This is a genomic window from Bathymodiolus heckerae thiotrophic gill symbiont (assembly GCF_900180345.1).
Lineage (GTDB): Bacteria > Pseudomonadota > Gammaproteobacteria > PS1 > Pseudothioglobaceae > Thiodubiliella.
Genome location: NZ_FXLV01000022.1, coordinates 1 through 21,416 on the forward strand (window position 1 = coordinate 1; position 21,416 = coordinate 21,416).

39 protein-coding genes are annotated in these 21,416 nt (G+C 37.8%); 4 read left to right on the forward strand and 35 right to left on the reverse strand.

The window, feature by feature from the left end; translation table 11 throughout:
* Positions 1–254 precede the first annotated feature (254 nt).
* Genes nosZ through CRYPD_RS03835 form a run of 4 tightly spaced genes read left to right on the forward strand, consistent with a single transcriptional unit; the run spans position 255 to position 5,126 of the window.
* Positions 255–2,156, forward strand: a complete 1,902-nt coding sequence (gene nosZ / locus CRYPD_RS03820) for a TAT-dependent nitrous-oxide reductase (protein WP_138146270.1) — start codon at positions 255–257, stop codon at positions 2,154–2,156.
* Positions 2,157–2,171: 15 nt separating this feature from the next.
* On the forward strand, positions 2,172–3,431 hold the full coding sequence (gene nosD / locus CRYPD_RS03825; protein ID WP_138146271.1) for a nitrous oxide reductase family maturation protein NosD: 1,260 nt from the start codon (positions 2,172–2,174) through the stop codon (positions 3,429–3,431).
* Positions 3,409–4,302, forward strand: coding sequence for an ABC transporter ATP-binding protein (locus tag CRYPD_RS03830; RefSeq protein WP_138146273.1), 894 nt, complete (start codon positions 3,409–3,411; stop codon positions 4,300–4,302). Before nosD ends, CRYPD_RS03830 begins: the two co-directional genes overlap by 23 nt.
* Positions 4,299–5,126: an ABC transporter permease subunit gene (locus tag CRYPD_RS03835; protein WP_138146274.1), complete on the forward strand. Its 828-nt coding sequence runs from the start codon at positions 4,299–4,301 to the stop codon at positions 5,124–5,126. Before CRYPD_RS03830 ends, CRYPD_RS03835 begins: the two co-directional genes overlap by 4 nt.
* Here CRYPD_RS03835 and CRYPD_RS03840 read toward each other — a convergent pair.
* From CRYPD_RS03840 to CRYPD_RS04010, 35 genes are all read right to left on the reverse strand, one after another.
* The gene (locus CRYPD_RS03840; RefSeq protein WP_138146276.1) at positions 5,095–5,577 is read right to left on the reverse strand and encodes a hypothetical protein; all 483 of its coding nucleotides are present in this window, start codon (positions 5,575–5,577) and stop codon (positions 5,095–5,097) included. The genes CRYPD_RS03835 and CRYPD_RS03840 overlap by 32 nt on opposite strands.
* 77 nt (positions 5,578–5,654) lie before the next feature.
* Positions 5,655–6,428, reverse strand: a complete 774-nt coding sequence (locus CRYPD_RS03845; RefSeq protein ID WP_138146277.1) for a sulfite exporter TauE/SafE family protein — start codon at positions 6,426–6,428, stop codon at positions 5,655–5,657.
* Positions 6,416–6,634, reverse strand: coding sequence for a hypothetical protein (locus CRYPD_RS03850; protein ID WP_138146279.1), 219 nt, complete (start codon positions 6,632–6,634; stop codon positions 6,416–6,418). Before CRYPD_RS03850 ends, CRYPD_RS03845 begins: the two co-directional genes overlap by 13 nt.
* Positions 6,615–6,845 carry a hypothetical protein gene (locus CRYPD_RS03855; RefSeq protein ID WP_138146280.1) on the reverse strand — a complete coding sequence of 77 codons (231 nt, stop codon included), beginning with the start codon at positions 6,843–6,845 and terminating at the stop codon, positions 6,615–6,617. The genes CRYPD_RS03850 and CRYPD_RS03855 overlap by 20 nt, the downstream gene beginning before the upstream one ends.
* Positions 6,846–6,900: 55 nt before the next feature.
* Positions 6,901–7,347, reverse strand: a complete 447-nt coding sequence (locus CRYPD_RS03860; RefSeq protein ID WP_138146281.1) for a GatB/YqeY domain-containing protein — start codon at positions 7,345–7,347, stop codon at positions 6,901–6,903.
* 26 nt (positions 7,348–7,373) lie between these two features.
* Complete coding sequence (rpsU, locus tag CRYPD_RS03865; protein ID WP_138146283.1) at positions 7,374–7,589, reverse strand: 30S ribosomal protein S21; 216 nt, start codon at positions 7,587–7,589, stop codon at positions 7,374–7,376.
* Position 7,590: 1 nt separating this feature from the next.
* The gene (rplQ, locus tag CRYPD_RS03870) at positions 7,591–7,989 is read right to left on the reverse strand and encodes a 50S ribosomal protein L17 (RefSeq protein ID WP_138146284.1); all 399 of its coding nucleotides are present in this window, start codon (positions 7,987–7,989) and stop codon (positions 7,591–7,593) included.
* A gap of 12 nt (positions 7,990–8,001) precedes the next feature.
* Positions 8,002–8,982: a DNA-directed RNA polymerase subunit alpha gene (locus tag CRYPD_RS03875; protein ID WP_138146286.1), complete on the reverse strand. Its 981-nt coding sequence runs from the start codon at positions 8,980–8,982 to the stop codon at positions 8,002–8,004.
* 10 nt (positions 8,983–8,992) lie between these two features.
* Complete coding sequence (gene rpsD / locus CRYPD_RS03880; protein WP_138146288.1) at positions 8,993–9,619, reverse strand: 30S ribosomal protein S4; 627 nt, start codon at positions 9,617–9,619, stop codon at positions 8,993–8,995.
* A 9-nt stretch (positions 9,620–9,628) separates the two neighbouring features.
* Positions 9,629–10,012: a 30S ribosomal protein S11 gene (rpsK, locus tag CRYPD_RS03885; RefSeq protein ID WP_138146289.1), complete on the reverse strand. Its 384-nt coding sequence runs from the start codon at positions 10,010–10,012 to the stop codon at positions 9,629–9,631.
* A 15-nt stretch (positions 10,013–10,027) separates the two neighbouring features.
* The gene (rpsM, locus tag CRYPD_RS03890; protein ID WP_138146290.1) at positions 10,028–10,381 is read right to left on the reverse strand and encodes a 30S ribosomal protein S13; all 354 of its coding nucleotides are present in this window, start codon (positions 10,379–10,381) and stop codon (positions 10,028–10,030) included.
* A gap of 116 nt (positions 10,382–10,497) precedes the next feature.
* Positions 10,498–10,611 carry a 50S ribosomal protein L36 gene (gene rpmJ, locus CRYPD_RS03895; protein ID WP_010646235.1) on the reverse strand — a complete coding sequence of 38 codons (114 nt, stop codon included), beginning with the start codon at positions 10,609–10,611 and terminating at the stop codon, positions 10,498–10,500.
* A gap of 12 nt (positions 10,612–10,623) precedes the next feature.
* Positions 10,624–11,925 carry a preprotein translocase subunit SecY gene (gene secY, locus CRYPD_RS03900; RefSeq protein ID WP_138146292.1) on the reverse strand — a complete coding sequence of 434 codons (1,302 nt, stop codon included), beginning with the start codon at positions 11,923–11,925 and terminating at the stop codon, positions 10,624–10,626.
* A 5-nt stretch (positions 11,926–11,930) separates the two neighbouring features.
* Entirely contained in the window at positions 11,931–12,365 is a 435-nt protein-coding gene (gene rplO / locus CRYPD_RS03905) for a 50S ribosomal protein L15 (RefSeq protein WP_138146318.1), read from the reverse strand.
* A 14-nt stretch (positions 12,366–12,379) separates the two neighbouring features.
* Positions 12,380–12,649 (reverse strand): 50S ribosomal protein L30, encoded by a 270-nt coding sequence (gene rpmD, locus CRYPD_RS03910; protein WP_138146293.1) that lies wholly within the window; start codon positions 12,647–12,649, stop codon positions 12,380–12,382.
* A complete protein-coding gene (gene rpsE, locus CRYPD_RS03915; RefSeq protein WP_138146294.1) occupies positions 12,649–13,167 on the reverse strand; it encodes a 30S ribosomal protein S5 in 519 nt (172 codons plus the stop codon). Before rpsE ends, rpmD begins: the two co-directional genes overlap by 1 nt.
* 29 nt (positions 13,168–13,196) lie before the next feature.
* Positions 13,197–13,538, reverse strand: a complete 342-nt coding sequence (gene rplR, locus CRYPD_RS03920) for a 50S ribosomal protein L18 (protein WP_138146296.1) — start codon at positions 13,536–13,538, stop codon at positions 13,197–13,199.
* A 23-nt stretch (positions 13,539–13,561) separates the two neighbouring features.
* Positions 13,562–14,107, reverse strand: a complete 546-nt coding sequence (gene rplF, locus CRYPD_RS03925; RefSeq protein WP_138146297.1) for a 50S ribosomal protein L6 — start codon at positions 14,105–14,107, stop codon at positions 13,562–13,564.
* Between the two features lie 12 nt (positions 14,108–14,119).
* A complete protein-coding gene (rpsH, locus tag CRYPD_RS03930) occupies positions 14,120–14,515 on the reverse strand; it encodes a 30S ribosomal protein S8 (protein WP_138146299.1) in 396 nt (131 codons plus the stop codon).
* 32 nt (positions 14,516–14,547) lie between these two features.
* A complete protein-coding gene (gene rpsN / locus CRYPD_RS03935; RefSeq protein ID WP_138146301.1) occupies positions 14,548–14,853 on the reverse strand; it encodes a 30S ribosomal protein S14 in 306 nt (101 codons plus the stop codon).
* On the reverse strand, positions 14,846–15,397 hold the full coding sequence (gene rplE, locus CRYPD_RS03940) for a 50S ribosomal protein L5 (RefSeq protein WP_138146303.1): 552 nt from the start codon (positions 15,395–15,397) through the stop codon (positions 14,846–14,848). Before rplE ends, rpsN begins: the two co-directional genes overlap by 8 nt.
* A 20-nt stretch (positions 15,398–15,417) precedes the next feature.
* Positions 15,418–15,729, reverse strand: a complete 312-nt coding sequence (gene rplX, locus CRYPD_RS03945; RefSeq protein WP_138146305.1) for a 50S ribosomal protein L24 — start codon at positions 15,727–15,729, stop codon at positions 15,418–15,420.
* Complete coding sequence (gene rplN, locus CRYPD_RS03950) at positions 15,729–16,097, reverse strand: 50S ribosomal protein L14 (protein ID WP_138146306.1); 369 nt, start codon at positions 16,095–16,097, stop codon at positions 15,729–15,731. Before rplN ends, rplX begins: the two co-directional genes overlap by 1 nt.
* A 26-nt stretch (positions 16,098–16,123) precedes the next feature.
* Positions 16,124–16,390 (reverse strand): 30S ribosomal protein S17, encoded by a 267-nt coding sequence (gene rpsQ / locus CRYPD_RS03955; RefSeq protein ID WP_138146307.1) that lies wholly within the window; start codon positions 16,388–16,390, stop codon positions 16,124–16,126.
* Complete coding sequence (gene rpmC, locus CRYPD_RS03960) at positions 16,387–16,575, reverse strand: 50S ribosomal protein L29 (protein ID WP_138146308.1); 189 nt, start codon at positions 16,573–16,575, stop codon at positions 16,387–16,389. Before rpmC ends, rpsQ begins: the two co-directional genes overlap by 4 nt.
* Positions 16,575–16,985: a 50S ribosomal protein L16 gene (gene rplP / locus CRYPD_RS03965; protein WP_138146309.1), complete on the reverse strand. Its 411-nt coding sequence runs from the start codon at positions 16,983–16,985 to the stop codon at positions 16,575–16,577. The genes rpmC and rplP overlap by 1 nt, the downstream gene beginning before the upstream one ends.
* 11 nt (positions 16,986–16,996) lie before the next feature.
* A complete protein-coding gene (gene rpsC, locus CRYPD_RS03970) occupies positions 16,997–17,689 on the reverse strand; it encodes a 30S ribosomal protein S3 (RefSeq protein ID WP_138146310.1) in 693 nt (230 codons plus the stop codon).
* Positions 17,690–17,691: 2 nt separating this feature from the next.
* The gene (gene rplV, locus CRYPD_RS03975) at positions 17,692–18,027 is read right to left on the reverse strand and encodes a 50S ribosomal protein L22 (RefSeq protein WP_138146311.1); all 336 of its coding nucleotides are present in this window, start codon (positions 18,025–18,027) and stop codon (positions 17,692–17,694) included.
* A 21-nt stretch (positions 18,028–18,048) separates the two neighbouring features.
* On the reverse strand, positions 18,049–18,318 hold the full coding sequence (rpsS, locus tag CRYPD_RS03980; RefSeq protein ID WP_138146312.1) for a 30S ribosomal protein S19: 270 nt from the start codon (positions 18,316–18,318) through the stop codon (positions 18,049–18,051).
* Between the two features lie 8 nt (positions 18,319–18,326).
* Positions 18,327–19,154 (reverse strand): 50S ribosomal protein L2, encoded by an 828-nt coding sequence (gene rplB, locus CRYPD_RS03985; RefSeq protein WP_138146313.1) that lies wholly within the window; start codon positions 19,152–19,154, stop codon positions 18,327–18,329.
* 11 nt (positions 19,155–19,165) lie between these two features.
* Entirely contained in the window at positions 19,166–19,456 is a 291-nt protein-coding gene (rplW, locus tag CRYPD_RS03990; protein ID WP_138146314.1) for a 50S ribosomal protein L23, read from the reverse strand.
* Positions 19,453–20,067 (reverse strand): 50S ribosomal protein L4, encoded by a 615-nt coding sequence (rplD, locus tag CRYPD_RS03995; RefSeq protein WP_138146315.1) that lies wholly within the window; start codon positions 20,065–20,067, stop codon positions 19,453–19,455. Before rplD ends, rplW begins: the two co-directional genes overlap by 4 nt.
* 9 nt (positions 20,068–20,076) lie before the next feature.
* Positions 20,077–20,865: a 50S ribosomal protein L3 gene (gene rplC, locus CRYPD_RS04000; RefSeq protein WP_138146316.1), complete on the reverse strand. Its 789-nt coding sequence runs from the start codon at positions 20,863–20,865 to the stop codon at positions 20,077–20,079.
* Between the two features lie 27 nt (positions 20,866–20,892).
* Positions 20,893–21,204, reverse strand: coding sequence for a 30S ribosomal protein S10 (gene rpsJ, locus CRYPD_RS04005; RefSeq protein WP_138146317.1), 312 nt, complete (start codon positions 21,202–21,204; stop codon positions 20,893–20,895).
* A gap of 91 nt (positions 21,205–21,295) precedes the next feature.
* Positions 21,296–21,416, reverse strand: a 121-nt coding sequence (locus CRYPD_RS04010; RefSeq protein WP_483189282.1) for an EF-Tu C-terminal domain-related protein, incomplete at its 5' end; no start/stop codon positions are given.

Here is a 21,416-nt window from a genome sequence, read left to right on the forward strand (position 1 = left end):
TAATCTCACGTGAGATAGTTACCGGACTTCTGTTTAACAGATTGGCAATGCCAATCTGATTCATATGTAGTTGTAAACACGCTTTTATCTGGTATCATTCATCGTTAGTCAGTTGTTGATAATTCATTGCTATTTCCCGTAGTAAGAAAATAGCAAAGTTTATTACAACTGGCTATTTAATTAAAATTGCACTTGTTATGCGAATTCAAGAGTGTTATAATTTATGTTATTTTTTTAAAGCAATGGGGTATAGAATGAAAGAAGAAGAATGTATTCAAAATGGTGTTAGTCGTCGTGACTTTATAAAAGGCGGCGCTGTAATTGGCGCTGGTGCTGCAGCTGTTCCTATGGTTGGCGGACTAGGCATGCTAGGTTCGACTGGCGCACAAGCTTCTTCTGCTGTTGTTGAACCGGGGCAATTAGACGATTACTATGGTTTTTGGAGTAGTGGTCAAGCGGGTGAAATTCGCATTATAGGTGTCCCCTCAATGCGTGAACTTATGCGCATTCCTGTATTTAATCGTTGTAGTGCAACAGGTTGGGGTCAAACCAATGAAAGCATTAAGATTCTTACAGACGGCTTAACAGACAAAACCAAAAAATTACTTAAAGGCAGAGGTATAAAGACTTGGGATAATGGTGACTTACACCATCCGCATATGTCTTTTACTGATGGTGCTTATGATGGTAGATATCTATTTGCTAATGACAAACTAAATTCAAGAGTTGCGCGTATTCGTTGTGATGTTATGAAAACGGATAAGATAATAGAAATCCCTAATGCGGCAGATATTCATGGCCTTAGACCTCAGAAATATCCAAGAACTGGATATGTATTTGCTAATGGCGAGCATAGGGTTCCTTTGGTTAACGATGGAACAATTTTAGATGAGCCAGAAAAGTATCATGCTATCTTTACAGCTATTGATGGCGACTCTATGGAGATTGCATGGCAGGTAATTGTGGATGGAAATCTTGATAATAATGATGCTGACTATCAAGGTTTATACGCTTTCTCTACCAGTTATAATTCTGAAGAAGGTGTTACACTGGCAGAAATGACTTCTAACGAACAAGACCATGTAGTTATTTTTGATATTAAGGCAATTGAAGCTGGCGTGAAGCGTGGTGATTACCAAACTTTAAATGGTGTGGCAGTATTAGACGGAAGAAAAGGCTCTAAATATACTCGCTATATCCCTATCTCTAATTCACCACATGGTATTAACACTGCCCCAGATAAAAAACATGTTGTTATTAATGGTAAATTATCTCCTACTGTTTCAGTAATGGATGTAAGAAAATTACCAGATTTATTTGCAAATAAGATTAAACCAAGAGAGGTGATTGTCGCTGAACCAAAACTTGGGCTGGGCCCATTACATACCGCATTTGATAATCGTGGCAATGCTTACACAACCTTATTCTTAGACAGTCAAGTGGCTAAATGGAATATCAAAAAAGCCATCCAACAATATAACGGTTCAGGTGTTAATCCTATTATTCAAAAATTAGATGTTGCTTATCAACCAGGACATAACCACACTTCCATGGGGGAAACTAAAGATGCCGATGGCAAATGGCTGGTATCTCTTAATAAGTTTTCCAAAGATCGCTTTATTAATGTTGGACCGTTAAAACCAGAGAATGATCAGTTAATTGATATTTCTGGACCCAAGATGAAAATTGTTCACGATGGGCCAACCTTTGCTGAGCCACATGATTGTATTATGGTAGATACCTCAATTGTTAATCCAGACACTGCATACAAGCGCACTGATCCAATTTTTTCTGAAGCGGTTGCACAGGCTAAGAAAGATGGTGTTAAATTAGAAGGCGATAGCAAAATTATTCGTGATGGCAATAAAGTCCGTGTATATATGTGGTCTATAGCACCCAACTTTAGTATGTCTAAATTTACGGTTACTGAAGGTGATGAAGTAACGATCTATGTAACAAATCTTGACAGGGTAGATGATTTAACACATGGATTTAGTATGGGGAAATACGGTATTGCAATGGAAGTTGGACCTCAAGCAACTGCATCGGTAACTTTTGTTGCAGATGACCCAGGTGTTCATTGGTTCTATTGTCAGTGGTTCTGTCATGCGCTACATATGGAGATGCGCGGTAGAATGCTTGTAAAACCTGCATAAATATTGTTAATTAAAATGGTACTAAGATTTCTACTGTTTGCTTACAGTAGTCTTTTATGTGCGCAACCCGTTATTATTACAACTGCTAATAATTTACCTGATGTTATTGCTAATGCGCTTGATGGAGATGTGTATTTATTGAAATCTGGCACATATTCAGGCAATCTTACTGTGGACAAAGAAATCACCATTAAAGGTGAGGATAATGTAAGAATAATAGGCTCTGGAAAAGGCAGTGTTATTACTATCAATGCCTCTAATGTAACAATAAAGAACCTTATTGTCAGCAATTCGGGTATAAGTTTATCCTCACAAGACAGTGCTATTTTTATCAACAAGGCTGTAGATAATGCCATCATTCAAAATAACACCTTATTAGACAATTTGATTGGCGTATATCTTTGGGGATCAACAAACTCAACTATTATCAACAACAAAATTGTTGGTAAAAAAGATTTACGTGAAAATGAGCGTGGAAATGGTATACAGCTTTGGAATAGTCCTGGCTCAAAAGTCAACTTTAATGAAGTGAGCTACGGGCGTGATGGGATTTTTGTGACTACCAGTAAAAATAATACCTTTAACAATAATATTTTTAATAACTTACGCTACAGTATTCACTATATGTACACCCATGACAGCACTATTAAAAACAATGTTTCTATTGGCAACGACATAGGATACGCATTAATGAGTTCCAATAATCTTACCGTGAGTGATAATATATCAATCAATGATAAAGAGCATGGTCTATTTGCCAATTTCTTAAACAATTCCAAGATTAATGGCAATGTAGTAATCAACGGAAAAAACAAGTGTCTATTTGTTTATAACTCAAACTTTAATACTATTAATGATAATTACTTCAAACAATGTTTGATTGGCGTTAATTGGACTGCGGGCTCTAATAATAATGCGTTTTACAACAACGCTTTCATTGGCAACCACAAACAAGTTAAATATATTAGTACAAAAAATTTAGAATGGTCGTATAAAAAACAAGGAAACTATTGGAGCAATCATAATTCTTACGATTTGAATAATAATGGTATTGCCGATAGCATTTATAAACCTAACGATATTACTGATAAAATTTTATGGAATTACCCAAATGCAGAAATATTATTAAATAGCCCAATTATGCAACTATTAAAATACGCCAATCAACATTTCCCATCACTACTTCCAGGAGGGGTTCTTGACTCATACCCACTTATGGATGCATCTAAAATTGCAACGAGGACATTGAATAATGCCAAAAAATATATTGATTGATTATAAAAATGTGAATTTTTCCTATAAGAAAATACAAACACTTTTTGATATCAATATAACAATCAAAAAAGGGGATAGTATCGCTATTGTTGGTCACAATGGCGCTGGAAAAACCACATTAATCAAGCTGCTCATTGGTATATTGCAACCAAGTTCAGGCACGATTCACTCAATAGAGTATGCCCAAACTAATAAACTGGGCTTTATGCCAGAACACAGTGCATTATACAATCACTTAAGTGGCATTGAATTAATGCATTATTTTGCAAAACTCAAAAGTGTTGACTTTGGAAGTATTGATGGGATCCTTAAATTGGTGGAAATAGATTTTGCTGCAAATAAAAAAATATTACACTATTCAAAAGGCATGAAACAACGATTGATGTTTGCACAAGCCTTATTATCAGACCCTGAAATACTAATTCTTGATGAGCCTTATTCTGGACTTGATCCAAATAGCAGGCGTTTATTTAGTCAAATCCTGCAAAAGTTGAGCGCTAAAGGCAAAAGTATTATCCTATCTTCACATACGCTAGAAGGTTTGGCAGATATTGTTGATAATGTCGTATTTATTAAAAAAGGTAGGGTTGCTCTTTCAGGTGAAATTAAGACGATTATTGATGATTTAGATTTGGATGATAAAATAAAACTGGCTCTTGATAAAGAGTCTTCAGCAGATGAAATTATAAAGTCTGTGCAACATTTAATTACATCATATACGCTATTTAATAATAAACTAACTCTATTTTATAAAACAACTAACAATATAGAAATATTAAAAACCATTACAAATATTGCATCTATTCAAGATATTGATATTAACAAAGCAAATATCAATGATGCCTATTATCATATATACGATAAATTATGACACCTAATCCAATCCTAACTATCTGCTTAAGAGAAATAAAAAATACGATAAATAACTATTATCTACTTGGTATGGTACTACTATTGGCTATTTTATCATTGTCCCTTGTATTACTCGGTAATACATCTTTTGGCAGTACAGGTGCCGACAATCTTAGCATGCAAATTACCAGTTTGTCTAGTTTAAGCATCTTTTTTATTCCGCTCATGGCGCTGTTCTTAAGCTACGACTCAATTGTTGGAGAGAGCGAACAGGGAAGCTTGTTATTAATGCTGTCTTATCCAATCAAGCGCTATCAGTTTATTCTTGGGAAGTTCTTTGCCAATTGGATAAGCCTGTCTATTGCTATTGTATTAGGATATAGTTCTACTCTCTTGCTATTATCATTTGACAACAACCTAACAATAAAGTTTGTCTATGCATCACTTGGTTTGATATCTGCTTCTATTTTATTAGGTGGCATATTCACAGCAATAGCACTGTTGGTTAGTGTTATTGTCGTACAGCGTAGTACGGCAATTATATATTGCATTGCAATCTGGCTATTTTTTGTAATATTCTTTGATATGCTTTTATTAATTACTTTAACAAGTAAATATAGTCATATCATTAGCACCGATATGTTGAGTAATATACTGCTATTCAATCCAATTGATATTTTTAGAATTATTAGCATTGGCGAACAGGGTAATAATCTTCTGCCATTATATTCTCTATCTAATATAGTTGTGTTTCCTCAGTTTATATTAACATCATCAATGCTGATTTGGATAATTGCGCCACTAACAGGTGCTATTTATTTATTGAAAGGGAAGGATTTATAGCATTATATCTATCTCCAGAATGAACAAATGGAAAAATAATTTTCCAAATATCAGTATCAGTATAAACCATCAAATTAGCAATCCATTTTGTCTTTTTCAATGTGCATAATGATAAAAATATTCTGCCATTAAATTTTTTATCGCTAACTTTATTCAAACGAATCTTTGGAGGGCTGTAATCTAAGTCTACCGCTAAAAATACTACTTCAATTTTATTTACTTGTGCACTGCTTGATTTAACAGTTACTATTGCTTCTTTAGTTGGAGGTAAGCCCTTGGGGCTAACATCAAAAGAGAGACTAAATAAATCACCCATCTTAACATGGCAAGTATCTTGCATTATCGAACAATCGTCAACAGCGATTGTCCTTTCTCTTACTGGTTCATTCTTACCAAGAAAAACAAAAGATAGAATTGTGAGTACAACTAAAAGCATGGTTATTTTTTTCAAAATTTCTCCATTATGCAAAGGTCTCTATTACATTTTACTAGTTAACAACACCCTATTTAGTTTTAAAAAATTTAAAACTAAATTACCCAAACACTCAATGCAGCCAAAAACAGAGCAAAAAATTTCTTCAGTTTCTTGCCATCTACACTATGTGCAACTTTAGCACCAAGTGGTGCGAATAGCACACTCATAACAACAATACTCAGTAATGCCTCAGTATGAACAAAACCCAAACTACTCGTCGTATTTAGTCGCCAGCCAACTACAATAAAACCAATGCTGCCTGCAATCGCAATCGGCAGCCCGATGGCTGCTGAAGTGGCAATGGCATTTTTAATTTCCACCTTGTTATAACTTAAAAATGGGGCACTCATTGTGCCACCGCCAATACCAACGATGGCTGAAATCAAGCCAATCATATAGCCAGTTATTCGCCAAATCCATCTACTTAAATTATCCACATGCCCAGTAGCGCCGATACCAAACCACATAATCAATGCCACAGTTAACTCAAAGATTGCAAAGAATATTCGCAAAAAATCAAAACTCAAATATTGGGTAATAATTGCTCCACTAAAAGCACCCAACAAAATACTGGGCGTGAGTTTGATAAAATAACGCCAGTAAATAGCACCATGGCGATAATGTGCCCAAACACTAGAAAGTGAAGTAAAGACAATAACGGCCAACGCTGTGCCTATGGCGCTGTGCATTAACACGGATTGCTCAATATCCCCTGCTAATAAATATAGCAATGTTGGCACCATAATTAAACCACCGCCAACCCCTAGTAAACCCGCTATAAAACCAGAAAATGCCCCCAACAATAATAAAGGTACTATTTCAACCAAGCACTTACTTCGTCAATTAACAATTCATCTTTGTCGTTAAAAAAATGATCAGCATCCACTTTTTTTTGTGTGTAATATTTATTTTCTTTAGAGGCTTGCGCTCGTTTACCAACAGATTTAAGCACAGGATCAATGTCATCCACGCCATACAAATCAAGCACTGGAATATGAATTTCTCCCAAATATTTAACCGCTAAATCTGGCATTCCAACTGCTACAAAACACTTCACTGGTTTTCGTTTCACTAGGCGTATAAAGCGACAAAAATTTATGATTATTTGCACTTAACCAAACCGCATCACCATCCATCAAACCGTCTTCTACTTGTGCCGCCCAGCGCCCCTCTTTTGCATAATCTGGTACAGTTTGTGCGAATGCAAAATTACTGACAAGTAATAAAATTGATATAAATTTCATGCTCTTCTCTAAGAAATAGACTAAAGTCTATTATAAAACAATGGGAGATTCTTTTTTAAGAAAATTTAGAACGAATAATACTAGAGACGATACCCATGTCGGCTTTACCCATTAATTGAGCTTTAAGTAACCCCATTAACTTACCCATATCTTGCATAGAAGATGCACCAGAGTCGGCTATTACCCTGTCTACAGCAATAGCAATCTCGTCTTCTGAGAGTTGTACAGGCATATAGTTGTTGATAATAACAAGTTCTGCTTCTTCAACAGCAACTAAGTCGGTACGACCTGCTGCTGTAAATTGTGAAATTGAGTCTTTGCGCTGCTTAACCATTTTTTGAATAACTGTCAATACCTGATCATCATCAAGGTCAATACGCTCATCTACTTCTTTTTGCTTGATTGCACCTAAAATCATACGAATGGCTTTTAGTGCGTCCTTATCTTTGGCTTTCATTGCCGACTTCATATCATCGGTAATGCGTTGCTTTAGTTCAGACATATTGAATATTATTGCTTAAAAAGCAATTAGTACATACGCTTGCGATGGATACGATTTTTTGCCATTTCTTTGTGCGTACGCTTAACAGCTGCAGCTTTCATGCGCTTATTAATCCATGTTGGCTTTTCGTAGAATTCTTTTTTTCTTACATCAGTGATAACACCCGCTCGATCACAAGTGCGACGGAAGCGTCTTAGTGCGATATCAAAGGGTTCGTTTTCTCTTACTTTAATTGAAGGCATATTAATTTTCCTTTTGTGAATCTGTAGTATCGCTAGTAGTGCTTTCGAAATCAACCAATTGAACAATTGCCATTGGCGCTTTATCGCCAGTACGAAAACCAGCCTTAAGAATACGGATGTAACCACCAGGGCGTTCTTTATAGAATGGACCTAGTTGCGTAAACAACTTAGCCACCATTGCATTATCGCGTAATCTTGAAAAGGCATTACGACGATTAGCAACGCTGTCTGTTTTGGCTTTAGTAATTAATGGCTCAACCACACGGCGAAGTTCTTTTGCCTTTGGTAAAGTAGTTCTGATTGTTTCATGAAGAAACAATGAGTTTGCCATATTCTGAAACATCGCCTTACGATGAGAAGAATTACGATTTAGTTGTCTGCCTGACTTTCTGTGTCTCATGATATTTTTTCCTTATTCGCTCATTAAATCAACGGGTGGCCAGTTTTTAATGGCTGTGCCTAAATCTAGATGCTTCTCAGTTAATGCTTCTTTAATTTCGTTGAGTGACTTACGCCCTAAATTAGGCGTTCTTAATAAGTCTTGCTCAGATTTCTGAATTAAATCACCGATGTAGTAGATTTGCTCAGCCTTCAAACAGTTTGCACTACGGACGGTTAATTCCAACTCATCAACTGCAGTTAATAATTGTGGATCAAAGTCGTCTGAAGTCGGCAATGTCTCTTCCTCTTCAATCAACTCCAATTCAACAAATGAAGACAGTTGATCTTGCAAAATTGTTGCAGCACGCTTAATTGCCACCTCAGCATTAACCGAACCATTTGTCTCAAGCGTAATGTTAAGTTTATCAAGATTAACTTTCTGATTAACACGCGCCGCATCAACCGTGAAACTAACGCGCTTAATAGGTGAAAAACTTGCATCTAACTGCATGCCGCCAATAGTTGACGCATCCTCATCTCGTGCAACCGCTGTATCATAGCCAATACCAGTGCCAATCTTAAGGGTCATACGCATATGACCACCAGCATTAACAGTGGCAATCACTTTGTCTTTGTTAAACGCCGAAATATCAGTGCCATTAGCTTCAATATCAGCCACAGTAATCTCGCAAGGGCCTTTTTTATCAATTACCACTTCTGCCGATTCGGTTGTATTTAAGGCAACTGAAACTTCTTTAAGATTAAGTAAAATATCTAAAACATCTTCTTGAACGCCATTAATAGTTGAAAATTCGTGCATAACACCATCAATTGCCACTTCTGTGATGGCCGAACCCGCCATAGAGGATAATAATGTTCTTCTCAATGCGTTACCCAATGTGTGACCGAAACCCTTTTCTAAAGGCTCTAAAATAACTCTATATTCGTTATTCGCTATTTCTGTTAATTCAACCAACTTTGGCTTTAAAAAATCTCTTGCACTTCCTTGCATAATAGGCTCCTTATTTTGAATACAATTCAACAATTAAATGCTCTGCAATGTCAGACGACAAGTTATCGCGTGCAGGTACATTTTTAAACACACCTTTAAGTGTCTTACCATCAACTTCAACCCACTCTGGAAAATTACCTTGCTCGGCTAATTCCATGGCTAATTGAATGCGACTTTGTTTTTTGGCTTTTTCTCTAATGGAAATTTCGTCATTCACTCTTACTTGGTAAGAGGGAATATTTACTGCTGAACCATTCACCAAAATAGACTTATGAGAAACCAGCTGTCTTGCCTCGGCGCGTGTAGAGCCAAAACCCATACGGTAAACCACATTATCAAGACGACATTCAAGTAATGACAATAGGTTTTCACCTGTTGAGCCTTTCTTTTGAGAGGCTTTTTTATAATACAAACGGAATTGCTTTTCCAAAATACCGTAAATGCGTCTCACTTTTTGCTTTTCACGCAATTGCAAGCCATATTCAGTGCTCTTGGCTTGACGGGCTGTTGCACCATGCATACCAGGTAGTTGTGTTACTTTACATTTAGAATCTAGTGATCTAATGCCACTTTTTAAAAATAAGTCCGTGCCTTCGCGACGGGCTAATTTACAAGTAGGTCCAGTATATCTAGCCATAATTTATCCTTATACTCTGCGTTTCTTAGAAGGACGACAACCGTTATGAGGGATTGGCGTTACATCTGTGATTGATTGAATTTTTAAACCCTGTGCGTTCAAGCCACGAATAGCAGAATCTCTACCAGGACCAGGACCTTTAACACGAACTTCTAAGTTTTTCATGCCAAAAGCCAATGCTTTTTCACCACAATTACCAGCTGCTACCTGAGCTGCAAATGGGGTTGATTTTCTAGAGCCTCTAAAACCAGAGCCACCTGAAGTTGCCCAACATACTGCGTTGCCGTGACGGTCTGTAATCATAACGATGGTATTGTTAAATGTCGCATGAATGTGTGCAATACCATCAGTAACAACTTTTTTATTTTTTTTCTTTGCAGGTGCCTTAGCCATAATATTTACCTATAATTATTTAATTAAACGACGAGGACCCTTACGAGTTCTGGCATTTGTTTTGGTTCTTTGACCACGAAGTGGTAATGATTTTCTGTGGCGAATACCACGGTAACAACCCAAATCTCTCAGACGCTTAATATCCATTGCGATTTTACGACGAAGATCGCCTTCAATTTCATACTTAGCAACTGCACTACGAATTAATTCCAACTTGTCTTCAGTTAAATCCAATACTTTTGTTGCTGGATCCAATTTAAGTGCGCTACAAATTGCCTTTGCACGTGTATCGCCAATACCGAAAATTGACCGCAAGCCAATAACAATATGCTTATGTGTTGGAATGTTTATTCCCGCTATTCTAGCCATTTATCTCTATCCTTATTCTTATAAAATCCGTCGTGCTGTATTTTGTGTAGCACTCACGGGTTAAAATTTGCAAAACGAGCAATTATACTTTGCCTGCCTTACAATGTCAATGTAAATTAACCTTGTCTTTGCTTATGTCTAGGCTCTTTACAAATAACACGCACCACGCCATGTCGTTTAATAATTTTACAATTGTTACAAATCTTTTTAACTGATGCTCTTACTTTCATAATACTACCTTTCTAATTTAAACCTGATTTTTTCATTAATGACTCATACTGATTAGACATTAAATGTGATTGTGCCTGTTGAATGAAATCCATTACTACAACAACAATAATTAACAAACTGGTGCCACCAAAATAAAACGGAACATTCCAATACAAAATCAAAAACTCTGGCAACAAACACACAGCAGTAATATAAGCCGCACCTGATGCTGTCAAACGCGAAGTTACTGCATCAATATAATCCGCTGAGTGTTTGCCCGGACGAATCCCTGGAATAAAACCACCCGACTTACGCAAATTATCTGCCATCTCTTTTGGGTCAAAAGTTAACGCTGTGTAAAAAAATGTAAAGAACACAATCGCTAGTCCATAAAACATCACATACAATGGCTGACCCGGAGAAATACCCGCTGTTAAATCAGCCAACCAACCCATACCTTCTGATTGTGAAAACCAGCCCCCTAAAGTTGCTGGGAATAAAATAATCGAAGAAGCAAAAATCGGTGGAATCACACCTGCCATATTAATTTTAAGCGGCAAATATGAGCTTTGTCCACCCACCATTTTACGACCCTGCTGGCGTTTGGCATAATTCACGGTAATACGGCGTTGCCCTCGTTCCATAAACACCACAAAAGCAGTAACCAACAGCGTCATTGCTAACAATACCACCACTAAAATCACTGCCAGCTCACCCGTAGAAACCAACGACAAAGTCGAACCTAATGCTGATGGTAGCCCCGACACAATACCCGCAAAAATAATCATTGAAATGCCATTGCCAATGCCTTTCTCTGTAATTTGCTCACCCAGCCACATTAAAAATAAAGTGCCTGTGGTTAAAGTTACTACTGTCACTAAACTAAAAGTAAAACCACCTTGAGTAACCAAATCAACACCGCCAGCACTTTGAGATTGCAGGGCGATTGAAATACCATAAGACTGGAACACCGCCAACACTACAGTGCCTAAACGCGTGTATTGAGTAATCTTGCGTTTACCTGTTTCACCTTCTTTTTTTAATTGCTCTAACTTTGGCACCACCGAAGTCATTAACTGAACAATAATCGATGCTGAAATATAAGGCATAATACCTAGAGTAAAAATAGACAATCTCTCTAATGCGCCACCAGAAAACATATTAAACATAGCTAAAATTGTACCCTGCTGGTCTTGTACTATTGATGCTAACGCAGTGGACGAAATAAAAGGGATAGTAATATGTGTACCCAATCTAAAAATAATTAACGCACCTAATAAAAAAAGGATGCGTTTTGATAAATCTTGGGAAAGGCCTAAGGGTGATTGATTCATGGGCTTTACTCGGTAACCGAGCCCTTAGCGGCTTCAATAGCTATTTTTGCACCTTTAGTAACTTTAACGCCCGTTAATGTTACCGCCCTATTGATTTCACCAGAAAGCATTACTTTAACACGCTTAATATTTTTTGTTACTAAATTGTGCTTTTTCAAAACTTCAACTGTGATTTCTTCTTCTTCTAACTTATCAATTTCAGATAAAGTTACTTGAGAAGTAATGATTGAAACGCGTGATGAGAAGCCAACTTTAGGTAAGCGGCGTTGCAATGGCATTTGACCACCTTCAAAACCAATCTTAGAAAAGCCGCCTGAGCGGGCTTTCTGACCTTTATGTCCACGACCACAAGTCTTGCCAAAACCACTGCCGATACCACGACCGACACGCTTTTTAGATTGTTTTTCACCTTCTACAGGTGCCAATGTATTTAATTGCATAATATTCATAATTCTTAATTCTCTATCTTAAGTAGGTAAGATACTTTGTTAATCATCCCTCTTACTTCAGGTGTATCAATCAACTCTACTGTGTGGTTGATGCGCTTTAAACCAAGACCCGCTACTGTCGCACGATGCGACGGTAAACGACCATAAAAACTCTTAACCAATGTTACGCTAACTTTGTTGTTTGCTGCTTTTTTAACAACAGTTTTCTTTGCTGCTACTTTCACAGGTGCTTTTTTAACTACTTTCTTTTTAGTTGTTTCTTTCACTTCAGCCATTACACCTCTCCCCTAATTTCTTCAACAGTTTTACCTCGTTTAGCCGCAACAGACTGTGGAGATGACATTGCTGTTAAACCTTCAATCGTTGCACGCACAACACTAATAGGATTACGCGTACCATTGCATTTCGCTAAAATGTTATGCACACCAACTGCTTCCAATACGCTACGCATTGGACCACCAGCAATAACGCCAGTACCTTCTGATGCAGGTTGCATATATACTTTAGCGGCACCAACATTTGAGGTAATAGAGTAATAAAGTGTGCCATCTTTAAGTGGCACACTCTTCATTGCTTTTCTTGCCTTGTCCATCGCCTTTTGGATAGCGATAGGTACTTCACGCGCCTTGCCCGTACCATAACCTACTTTTCCATTACCATCTCCGACAACAACTAACGCAGAGAAGCCAAAAATACGACCACCCTTAACTACTTTTACAACACGACGAATATTAACCAACTTCTCAATGAAGCCATCATCATCGTCTTTATTATTTTTTCTAAAATCTGCCATTTTCTACGCCTATTTTTTATATTTTTTTATTAAAAATCTAAACCGCCATCTCGTGCTGCTTCAGCTAATGCCTTCACACGACCATGGTATTTAAAACCAGAGCGGTCAAAAGCAACCTTAGTCACTTTTGCTTTTTTCGCTGCTTTTGCAATTTCAGTGCCAATTTTGGTTGCTGCCATTACATTACCACCATTTTTTTCCTTTAAACTAGAGGCAGAGGCCAAAGTCTTGGTGCCACAACCACTAATAATCTGAGCATAAATATGCTGTGCAGTTTTGTGAATGCACAAACGCTCAACACTTTTCTCAGCATGCTTGGCTCTAAATTTAGTTGCTCTTCTTAAACGAGCTTGTTTTTTTGAAAGTTTCATTTTAATACCTTAATTATTTCGCTCTATTTCTTTTTCGCTTCTTTACGAACCACATGCTCATCTGTGTAACGCACACCTTTACCTTTATAAGGTTCTGGCGGACGATAAGCACGAATTTCAGCAGCCACTTGACCTACTTTTTGTTTGTCCATACCCTTAACCACAATTTCAGTTTGTGAAGGTGTTTCTGCAGTCACGCCTTCTGGTAAGTTATATTTAACTGGATGAGAAAAACCTAGGGTTAAATCTAATGCTTTACCTGCTGATTTTGCACGGTAACCAACACCAATCAGTGTTAATTTTTTTTCCCAACCTTCAGTAACACCCTTAATCAAGTTAGCCGTATTGGCTCTTGCAGTACCTGCTTGTGCCCACGCCTTCTTTTCTTCTTTTTTCTCTACCTTGGCAATTGTAAATGTCAATACATTATCAGCCGCTGTTACAACCACTGAAGAATGAACAACCATCTGCATTTGACCTAATTTACCTTTAACTGCCATTGCAGAGTCGTTAAGTGAAACTTCAACGCCAGCTGGAATTTCGATTGGTTCTTTTGCAACTCTAGACATTCTATAACTCCTTTAAGAAACACTACACAAAACTTCACCACCCACATTTTGGGCAGTTGCATTTTGTCCAGTCATCACACCTTTAGGCGTTGAAACAATAACAATACCTAAACCATTCATAACACTTGGCATTTCAGTATTCTTTACATACACTCGTAAACTTGGCTTTGAGATTCTTTTTAACGAGTCAATAACCGGTTTATCGTCATAATATTTTAACTTGATGATTAAAGTTTTAGTGGCTTTTTCACCTACCACACTAAATGATTCGATATAACCTTCTTGCTGCATCACACTAGCGATGGCAGATTTTAGATTTGATGCTGGAATGTTAACTTCTTTCTTTTCAACCATATTCGCATTACGAATGCGGGTCAACATATCAGCAACTGGGTCAGACATACTCATAATTCTTTTCCTTAATATTAATACTTAATTGTTTACCAGCTCGCCTTTGCAAGACCAGGAACTTCGCCATTCATAGTACGCTCTCTGAGTTTAATTCTTGACAAACCGAACTTACGATAAAAACCATGCGGACGACCCGTCAAGCCACAACGACTGCGTTGTCTTGTTGGTGAAGCGTCCCGTGGTAACGCTTGCAACTTAATAGTTGCATGGAAGCGCTCCTCATCAGAAGAATTTATACTCTTAATAATTTTCTTTAACTCAAGGCGCTTAGTACGGTATTTTTCAACCAACTTGGTACGCTTTAGGTCTCTATTTATCATAGACTTTTTAGCCATTATCTTTATCCTTAAATGGGAAATTAAACATTGCTAATAGTTTCTTAGCGTCATCATTATTTTGTGCAGTGGTCGTGATAGCAATATCCATGCCACGCACTCTTGTTACTTTTTCAAAATCAATTTCTGGGAATACGATTTGCTCAGTTAGACCCATATTATAGTTACCACGACCATCAAATGACTTTTCATTCAAACCACGGAAGTCACGAATACGGGGAATTGCAATATTCACTAAGCGATCTAAAAATTCATACATCTTTTCTTTGCGAAGTGTTACTTTACAACCAATGGCATTGCCTTCTCTTAACTTAAAACTTGCCACTGATTTACGCGCAATACAGGTTATTGGCTTTTGACCAGCAATTAAACTCATCTCTTCTAATGCACTTTGCAAAATTTTCTTATCACCTAACGCACTACCCAAACCCATATTAATGGTAATTTTTTCAATCTTAGGCACTGCCATCGGATTTTTCTGTCCCAACTCTTTTTGTAGAGCGGGTAGAATTTCTTTTTTATATTGTTGTTGTAATCTAGACACAGTTTATTTCCTTAACTTGTTCAAACGATTGAATCGCCGTTTGATTTAAAAAATCTTTCTTTGTTACCCTCTTTGTTGGTACGAATACCCACTTTGTCTGCTTTTTCTGTTTTAGGGTTATAAATTGCTACATTTGAAACTGCCATTGGCATTTCTGTATCAATAATACCGCCTGTTACACCAGCATTTGGATTTGGCTTGGTATGCTTCTTAGCAATATTTAAACCTTCAACCATGACTTTATTGTCAACAATTTTTGTTACTGTGCTAATTGATCCTTTGTCCTTACCAGCGATAACAATCACTTCATCGTTTATTTTAATTTTTTGCATTATAGTACCTCAGGTGCTAATGACACAATTTTCATAAACTTTGAACTACGCAATTCACGCGTTACAGGACCGAAAATACGCGTCCCTATGGGCTCAAGTTTGGTGTTTAATAACACAACTGCGTTGCCATCAAAACGAATGCGTGAACCGTCAGCACGACGAACACCTTGCGCTGTCCGTACAACAACAGCGTCATACACATCACCTTTTTTCACTTTGGCTCGTGGTGCGGCTTCTTTAATACTGACCTTAATCACATCGCCAATATTGGCATAACGGCGCTTAGAGCCACCTAATACTTTAATACACATTGCCTTAATGCCACCACTGTTATCAGCGACTTTAAGTTTAGTTTGCATTTGAATCATTGTTCTACTCTCTTATAAATTCAAAATTAATCAAGGGAAACTGATTTTTCAACCACTTCCAATAATGCCCAACACTTCGTTTTAGAAAACGGTTTGGCTTCTACTACTCGGACTGTATCGCCCAAACTGCATTCATTTTTTTCATCATGCGCATGCACTTTCGTACTGCGTTTGATATACTTCTTGTAAATTGGGTGTCGGACTTTTCGTTCGATCATAACGGCGATGGTTTTGTCGCGACTATCACTAACAACCTTGCCTGTTAATACGCGTTCTACTTTATTCTCGCTCATACTTGTTTCTCTTTAATAATAGTTTTAACTTGTGCAATTGATCTTTTGATCTTTCTCAGTTTTGACGCATCATCTAACTGTGCGCTTTTGTGTTGCATACGCAACTCAAAATGTTCTTTTAATAGCGTCATCAAAGTTTCATTAAGCGCAGAAACATTTTGATCTCTTAATTCTTTTACATCCATTACATTGCCATCCTTTTAATTACTTTTGTTTTCACTGGCAACTTGGCCGCAGCAAGCTGGAATGCTTCTCTTACAATGGTCTCATCAACACCTTGCATCTCAAACAACATCTGACCTGGCTTAATTTGTGCAATCCAATACTCAACGCTACCTTTACCCTTACCCATACGAACTTCCAATGGTTTTTTGGTGATAGGCTTGTCTGGAAATACACGAATCCAAATCTTGCCTTGTCTTTTTACATGGCGTGTCATGGCTCTTCGCGCAGCTTCAATTTGTCTAGCAGTCATACGACACCTACCAACAGCTTGCAGACCAATCTCTCCAAAACTAACCTTATGACCAGTTGCTAGACCACGGTTACGGCCTTTCATTTGTTTTCTAAATTTTGTGCGTTTAGGTTGTAACATTTGTTAATCCTTTATTTCTTAGCAGTTTGATTAGTGGCACCACGGCGAGCAACCTCGCCTAATGTGCCTTTCTTATGGTCTAGAATTTCACCTTTGAAAATCCAAACCTTAATACCAATCACACCATATTGTGTGTTTGCACCATAATGCGCATAATCAACATCTGCTCTAAATGTATGCAATGGCACACGACCTTCACGGTACCATTCAGAACGCGCAATTTCTGCACCGTTCAAACGACCGCTAACCATCACTTTAATACCTTGCGCACCTAAGCGTGTTGCATTGCCTAGCACGCGTTTAACAGCACGACGATACATGACGCGTTTTTCTAGTTGCTGTGCGATGTTTTCTGCCACTAGGCGTGCATCTAACTCTGGCTTTTTAATTTCTTCAATATTAATATGTGCTGGAATACCCATCATCTTGGTAACGATCGCTTTTAAGTCTTCAATATCAGCACCTTTTTTACCAATCACGATGCCTGGACGGGCAGTATGAATAGTAACTTTTGCATTATTTGCTAGGCGTTCAATTTGAATACGGCTCACAGAAGCAGCTGTTAATTTCTCAAACAAATAATCTCTAACCTCAATATCAGACAATAAAAACTTAGAATAATCTTGAGAATTCGCATACCACTTAGAATCCCAATCTTTAACGATGCCTAATCTAATACCTTTTGGATTTACTTTTTGACCCATAATTAACCTGCGCTTACGCCAACTGTAATGTGGCTTGTTCTTTTTAAAATACGATTCGCTCTGCCTTTTGCTCTAGGGCGAATTCTTTTCATTGTTGAGCCTTCGTCAATATAAACGCTGCTCACTTTTAACTCATCAATGTCTAATCCATCGTTATGTTCAGCATTTGAAATCGCTGAATTTAATACTTTTTTAACAAGTACTGAGGCCTTCTTGTTGCTAAACGATAAAATATTAAGTGCCTCTTCTACTGATTTTGAGCGAATTTGATCCGCCACCAATCGTGCTTTAAAAGCTGAGGTTTTTGCATATTTATGACTTGCTTTAACTTCTTTCATTTTCTCAATCCGTCCCTTTATTTATGCCTTACGGTCACCTGAATGTGCATGGAATGTTCTGGTTGATGCAAATTCACCTAATTTATGTCCAACCATTTGTTCGTTAATTGACACTGGCACATGCGCTCTGCCATTATGTATTGCAATGGTTAAGCCAATCATCTCAGGCACAATTACCGAACGTCTAGACCAAGTTTTAATTGGTTTTCTATCGTTATTTTCTTGAGCAGTTAATACTTTTTTGATTAAATGCTCGTCAACAAATGGACCCTTTCTTAATGATCTAGCCATAATTACCCTTATTTATTTCTACGACGCACGATAAATTTATCAGTGCGCTTATTACTGCGTGTTTTATAACCCTTGGTTGGTGTTCCCCAAGGAGAAACTGGATGACGACCGCCACTGGTTTTGCCTTCACCACCACCATGTGGGTGGTCAACTGGATTCATTACCACACCACGAACCGTAGGTCTAACTCCTCTCCAGCGTGATGCACCCGCCTTGCCTAATTTTCTTAAACTGTGTTCTTTCTTAGACACTTCACCAATTGTTGCTCTACATTCAGCCAACACTTTGCGAACTTCACCAGAGCGCAATCTCAAAGTTACATACGCACCTTCTTTTGCAATCAACTGCGCTGAAGTGCCAGCACTACGAGCCATTTGTGCACCTTTGCCCGGTTTGAGTTCAATACAATGAATCACGCTACCCAAGGGAATATTAGCACATGGCATAACATTACCTGTCTGAATGGCAACACTGCTACCTGAAACAATACTATCGCCTACTTTCAAGCCATTTGGTGCAACAATATATTTGCGCTCACCATCTGTATACAAAACTAAAGCAATATTAGCACTACGATTTGGATCGTATTCTAAGCGTTCAACGCGTGCCGTAACATCGTCTTTATTGCGTCTAAAATCAATAATACGATAACGACGCTTGTGTCCACCGCCTTTATGACGAACCGTAATCTTGCCACGGTTATTTCTGCCACTGATTCTGTTTTTACTTTCTGTCAACGGTGCATAAGGTGCGCCATTGTGTAAATCTTTATCAACAACACTAACAACAAATCTTCTGCCGGGTGAGGTTGGTTTTCTTTTAATTACTTGTGTCATAATCTCTCTCTTTAAGATGCGCTCACATCAATCATTTGACCTTCAGACACTCTTACCATTGCCTTCTTCCAATTGACGCGACGACCAATCTTACCTTTAAATATTTTTTTCTTGCCCTTAACAACACAGGTTGTTACATTTTCTACGCTAACACTAAACAATGTTTCAACGGCTGCTTTAATTTCTTTTTTATTGCTATCAACACGCACCTTAAATGCGTATTGGTTTTGCGCTGATAACATTGATGTCTTTTCAGAAACAATAGGCGCCAATAAGGTTTTTAATACTTTCTCTTGGTTCATAATGAAGCCTCCACTTTTTTCAATGCTGCTTCAGTAATTACCACATTTTCATAACCAATCAAGCTCACTGGGTCGATACTTTGTGTATCACAAACACCAACATGATACAAATTACGCGAAGAAAGATATAAATTCTCATCTAGCTCCTCTGTCATTAATAAAACATCTTTAACATCTAGTGCTTTAAGTAATGCTGTTACATTTTTTGTTTTTGCGTCTTTAATGCCAAATTCTTTGACCACTTTTAAACGCTCAGTACGCACCAATTCAGAAAAGATAATGCTGATTGCGCCTTTGTACATTTTCTTGTTGACTTTCTGTGCGTAACTTCTTGGTTGTGCAGCAAATGTTACACCGCCAGAACGCCAAATAGGTCCACGAGAAGTACCTGCACGAGCACGACCTGTGCCTTTTTGCGCCCAAGGCTTCTTGCCACCGCCGCTAACTGCTGAACGGTTTTTTTGTGCTTTAGATCCTTGACGACCTGTTGCCATATAAGCTGTCGTTACTTGATGAACCAATGACTGGTTATAATCTCTAGCAAACACCTTGTCCGCAACTTCAGCAGAAGTGGACTTTTTGGTGCTTATGTCTAATACTTTTAATTTCATCTTAAACCCTTATTCTTCTGTTGCCATTTCTGCTACTGGCGCTTCATTTTTAGCTCCCGCCGCTGCTTTTGCTTTAGCCTCTTCTTGCTGTGCTAATTCTGCGTCTTTCTGAACTTGAAGTTGCTTACTAATATCAGCATTAACCTTATTTTTCTTAGCAGACAGTATGACTTTAATAAAACCACTCTTAGAGCCAGGAATTGCACCTTTAACCAATAATAAATTTCTATCGCTATCAACTCTAATAATCTCTAGGCATTCTTCAGTCACTTGCTCGTTGCCCATGTGCCCTGCCATTTTCTTACCCTTAAATACGCGTCCAGGATCTTGACACTGACCCGTAGAACCAATCGCTCTGTGAGAGATTGAGTTACCGTGGGTGGCATCTTGCATTGAGAAGTTGTGTCGTTTTACGCCACCTTGAAAACCCTTACCTTTAGATTGACCCGTAACATCAACAAATTGACCTGCACCTAAAATTGATAAATCAAAACTTGTGCTATCGGCAATTTCATCAGCATCTGCTCTAAATTCCCAAAGACCTAAACCAATATCCTGAGATGCCTTAGCATAATGACCCTTGATTGCTGAAGGCACACGACGCACTTTGGCTTCACCTTTTTTGTTGACTTTAGCACCAGTAGTAACTTGCACAGCACTATAGCCATCTACTTCTATCATTTTTGTTTGAACAACACGATTAGGTTCAATTTTAATAACACTTACCGCAGTCGCTGAACCATCGTCAGCCAAGATGCGTGTCATTCCTAATTTTTGTCCTACTAAGCCAATTGCCATGATTCTATTTCCTATTACTTGTTCTTATTAATTAAGTTGAATTGCCACATCAACGCCTGCTGCTAAATCTAATTTCATTAGTGCATCAACTGTCTTGTCTGTTGGGCTAATAACATCCATCAATCTAATGTATGTTCTTAATTCATATTGATCTCTCGCCTTTTTATTAACATGCGGAGAAGTTAATACCGTCCAACGCTCTTTCTTTGTCGGTAGGGGAATTGGACCTCTAACACTAGCACCTGTACGCTTAGCTGTCTCTACAATCTCAATGGCAGACTTATCGATTAAACGATGGTCAAATGCCTTTAATTTAATTCTAATATTTTGATTGCTCATGTATCTAATCCTATTTAAATCGACTTATGTCTTTTAGCGAAAAACCGAGCATTATACAATAATATTCGGTCTTTCTGTAACTAAATTATCCTTAATCCGTCACCTTAGAAACCACACCCGCACCCACTGTGCGACCGCCTTCTCTAATGGCAAATCTTAAACCATCTTCCATGGCGATTGGAGAGAGAAGTTCTACTTCCATCTTCACATTA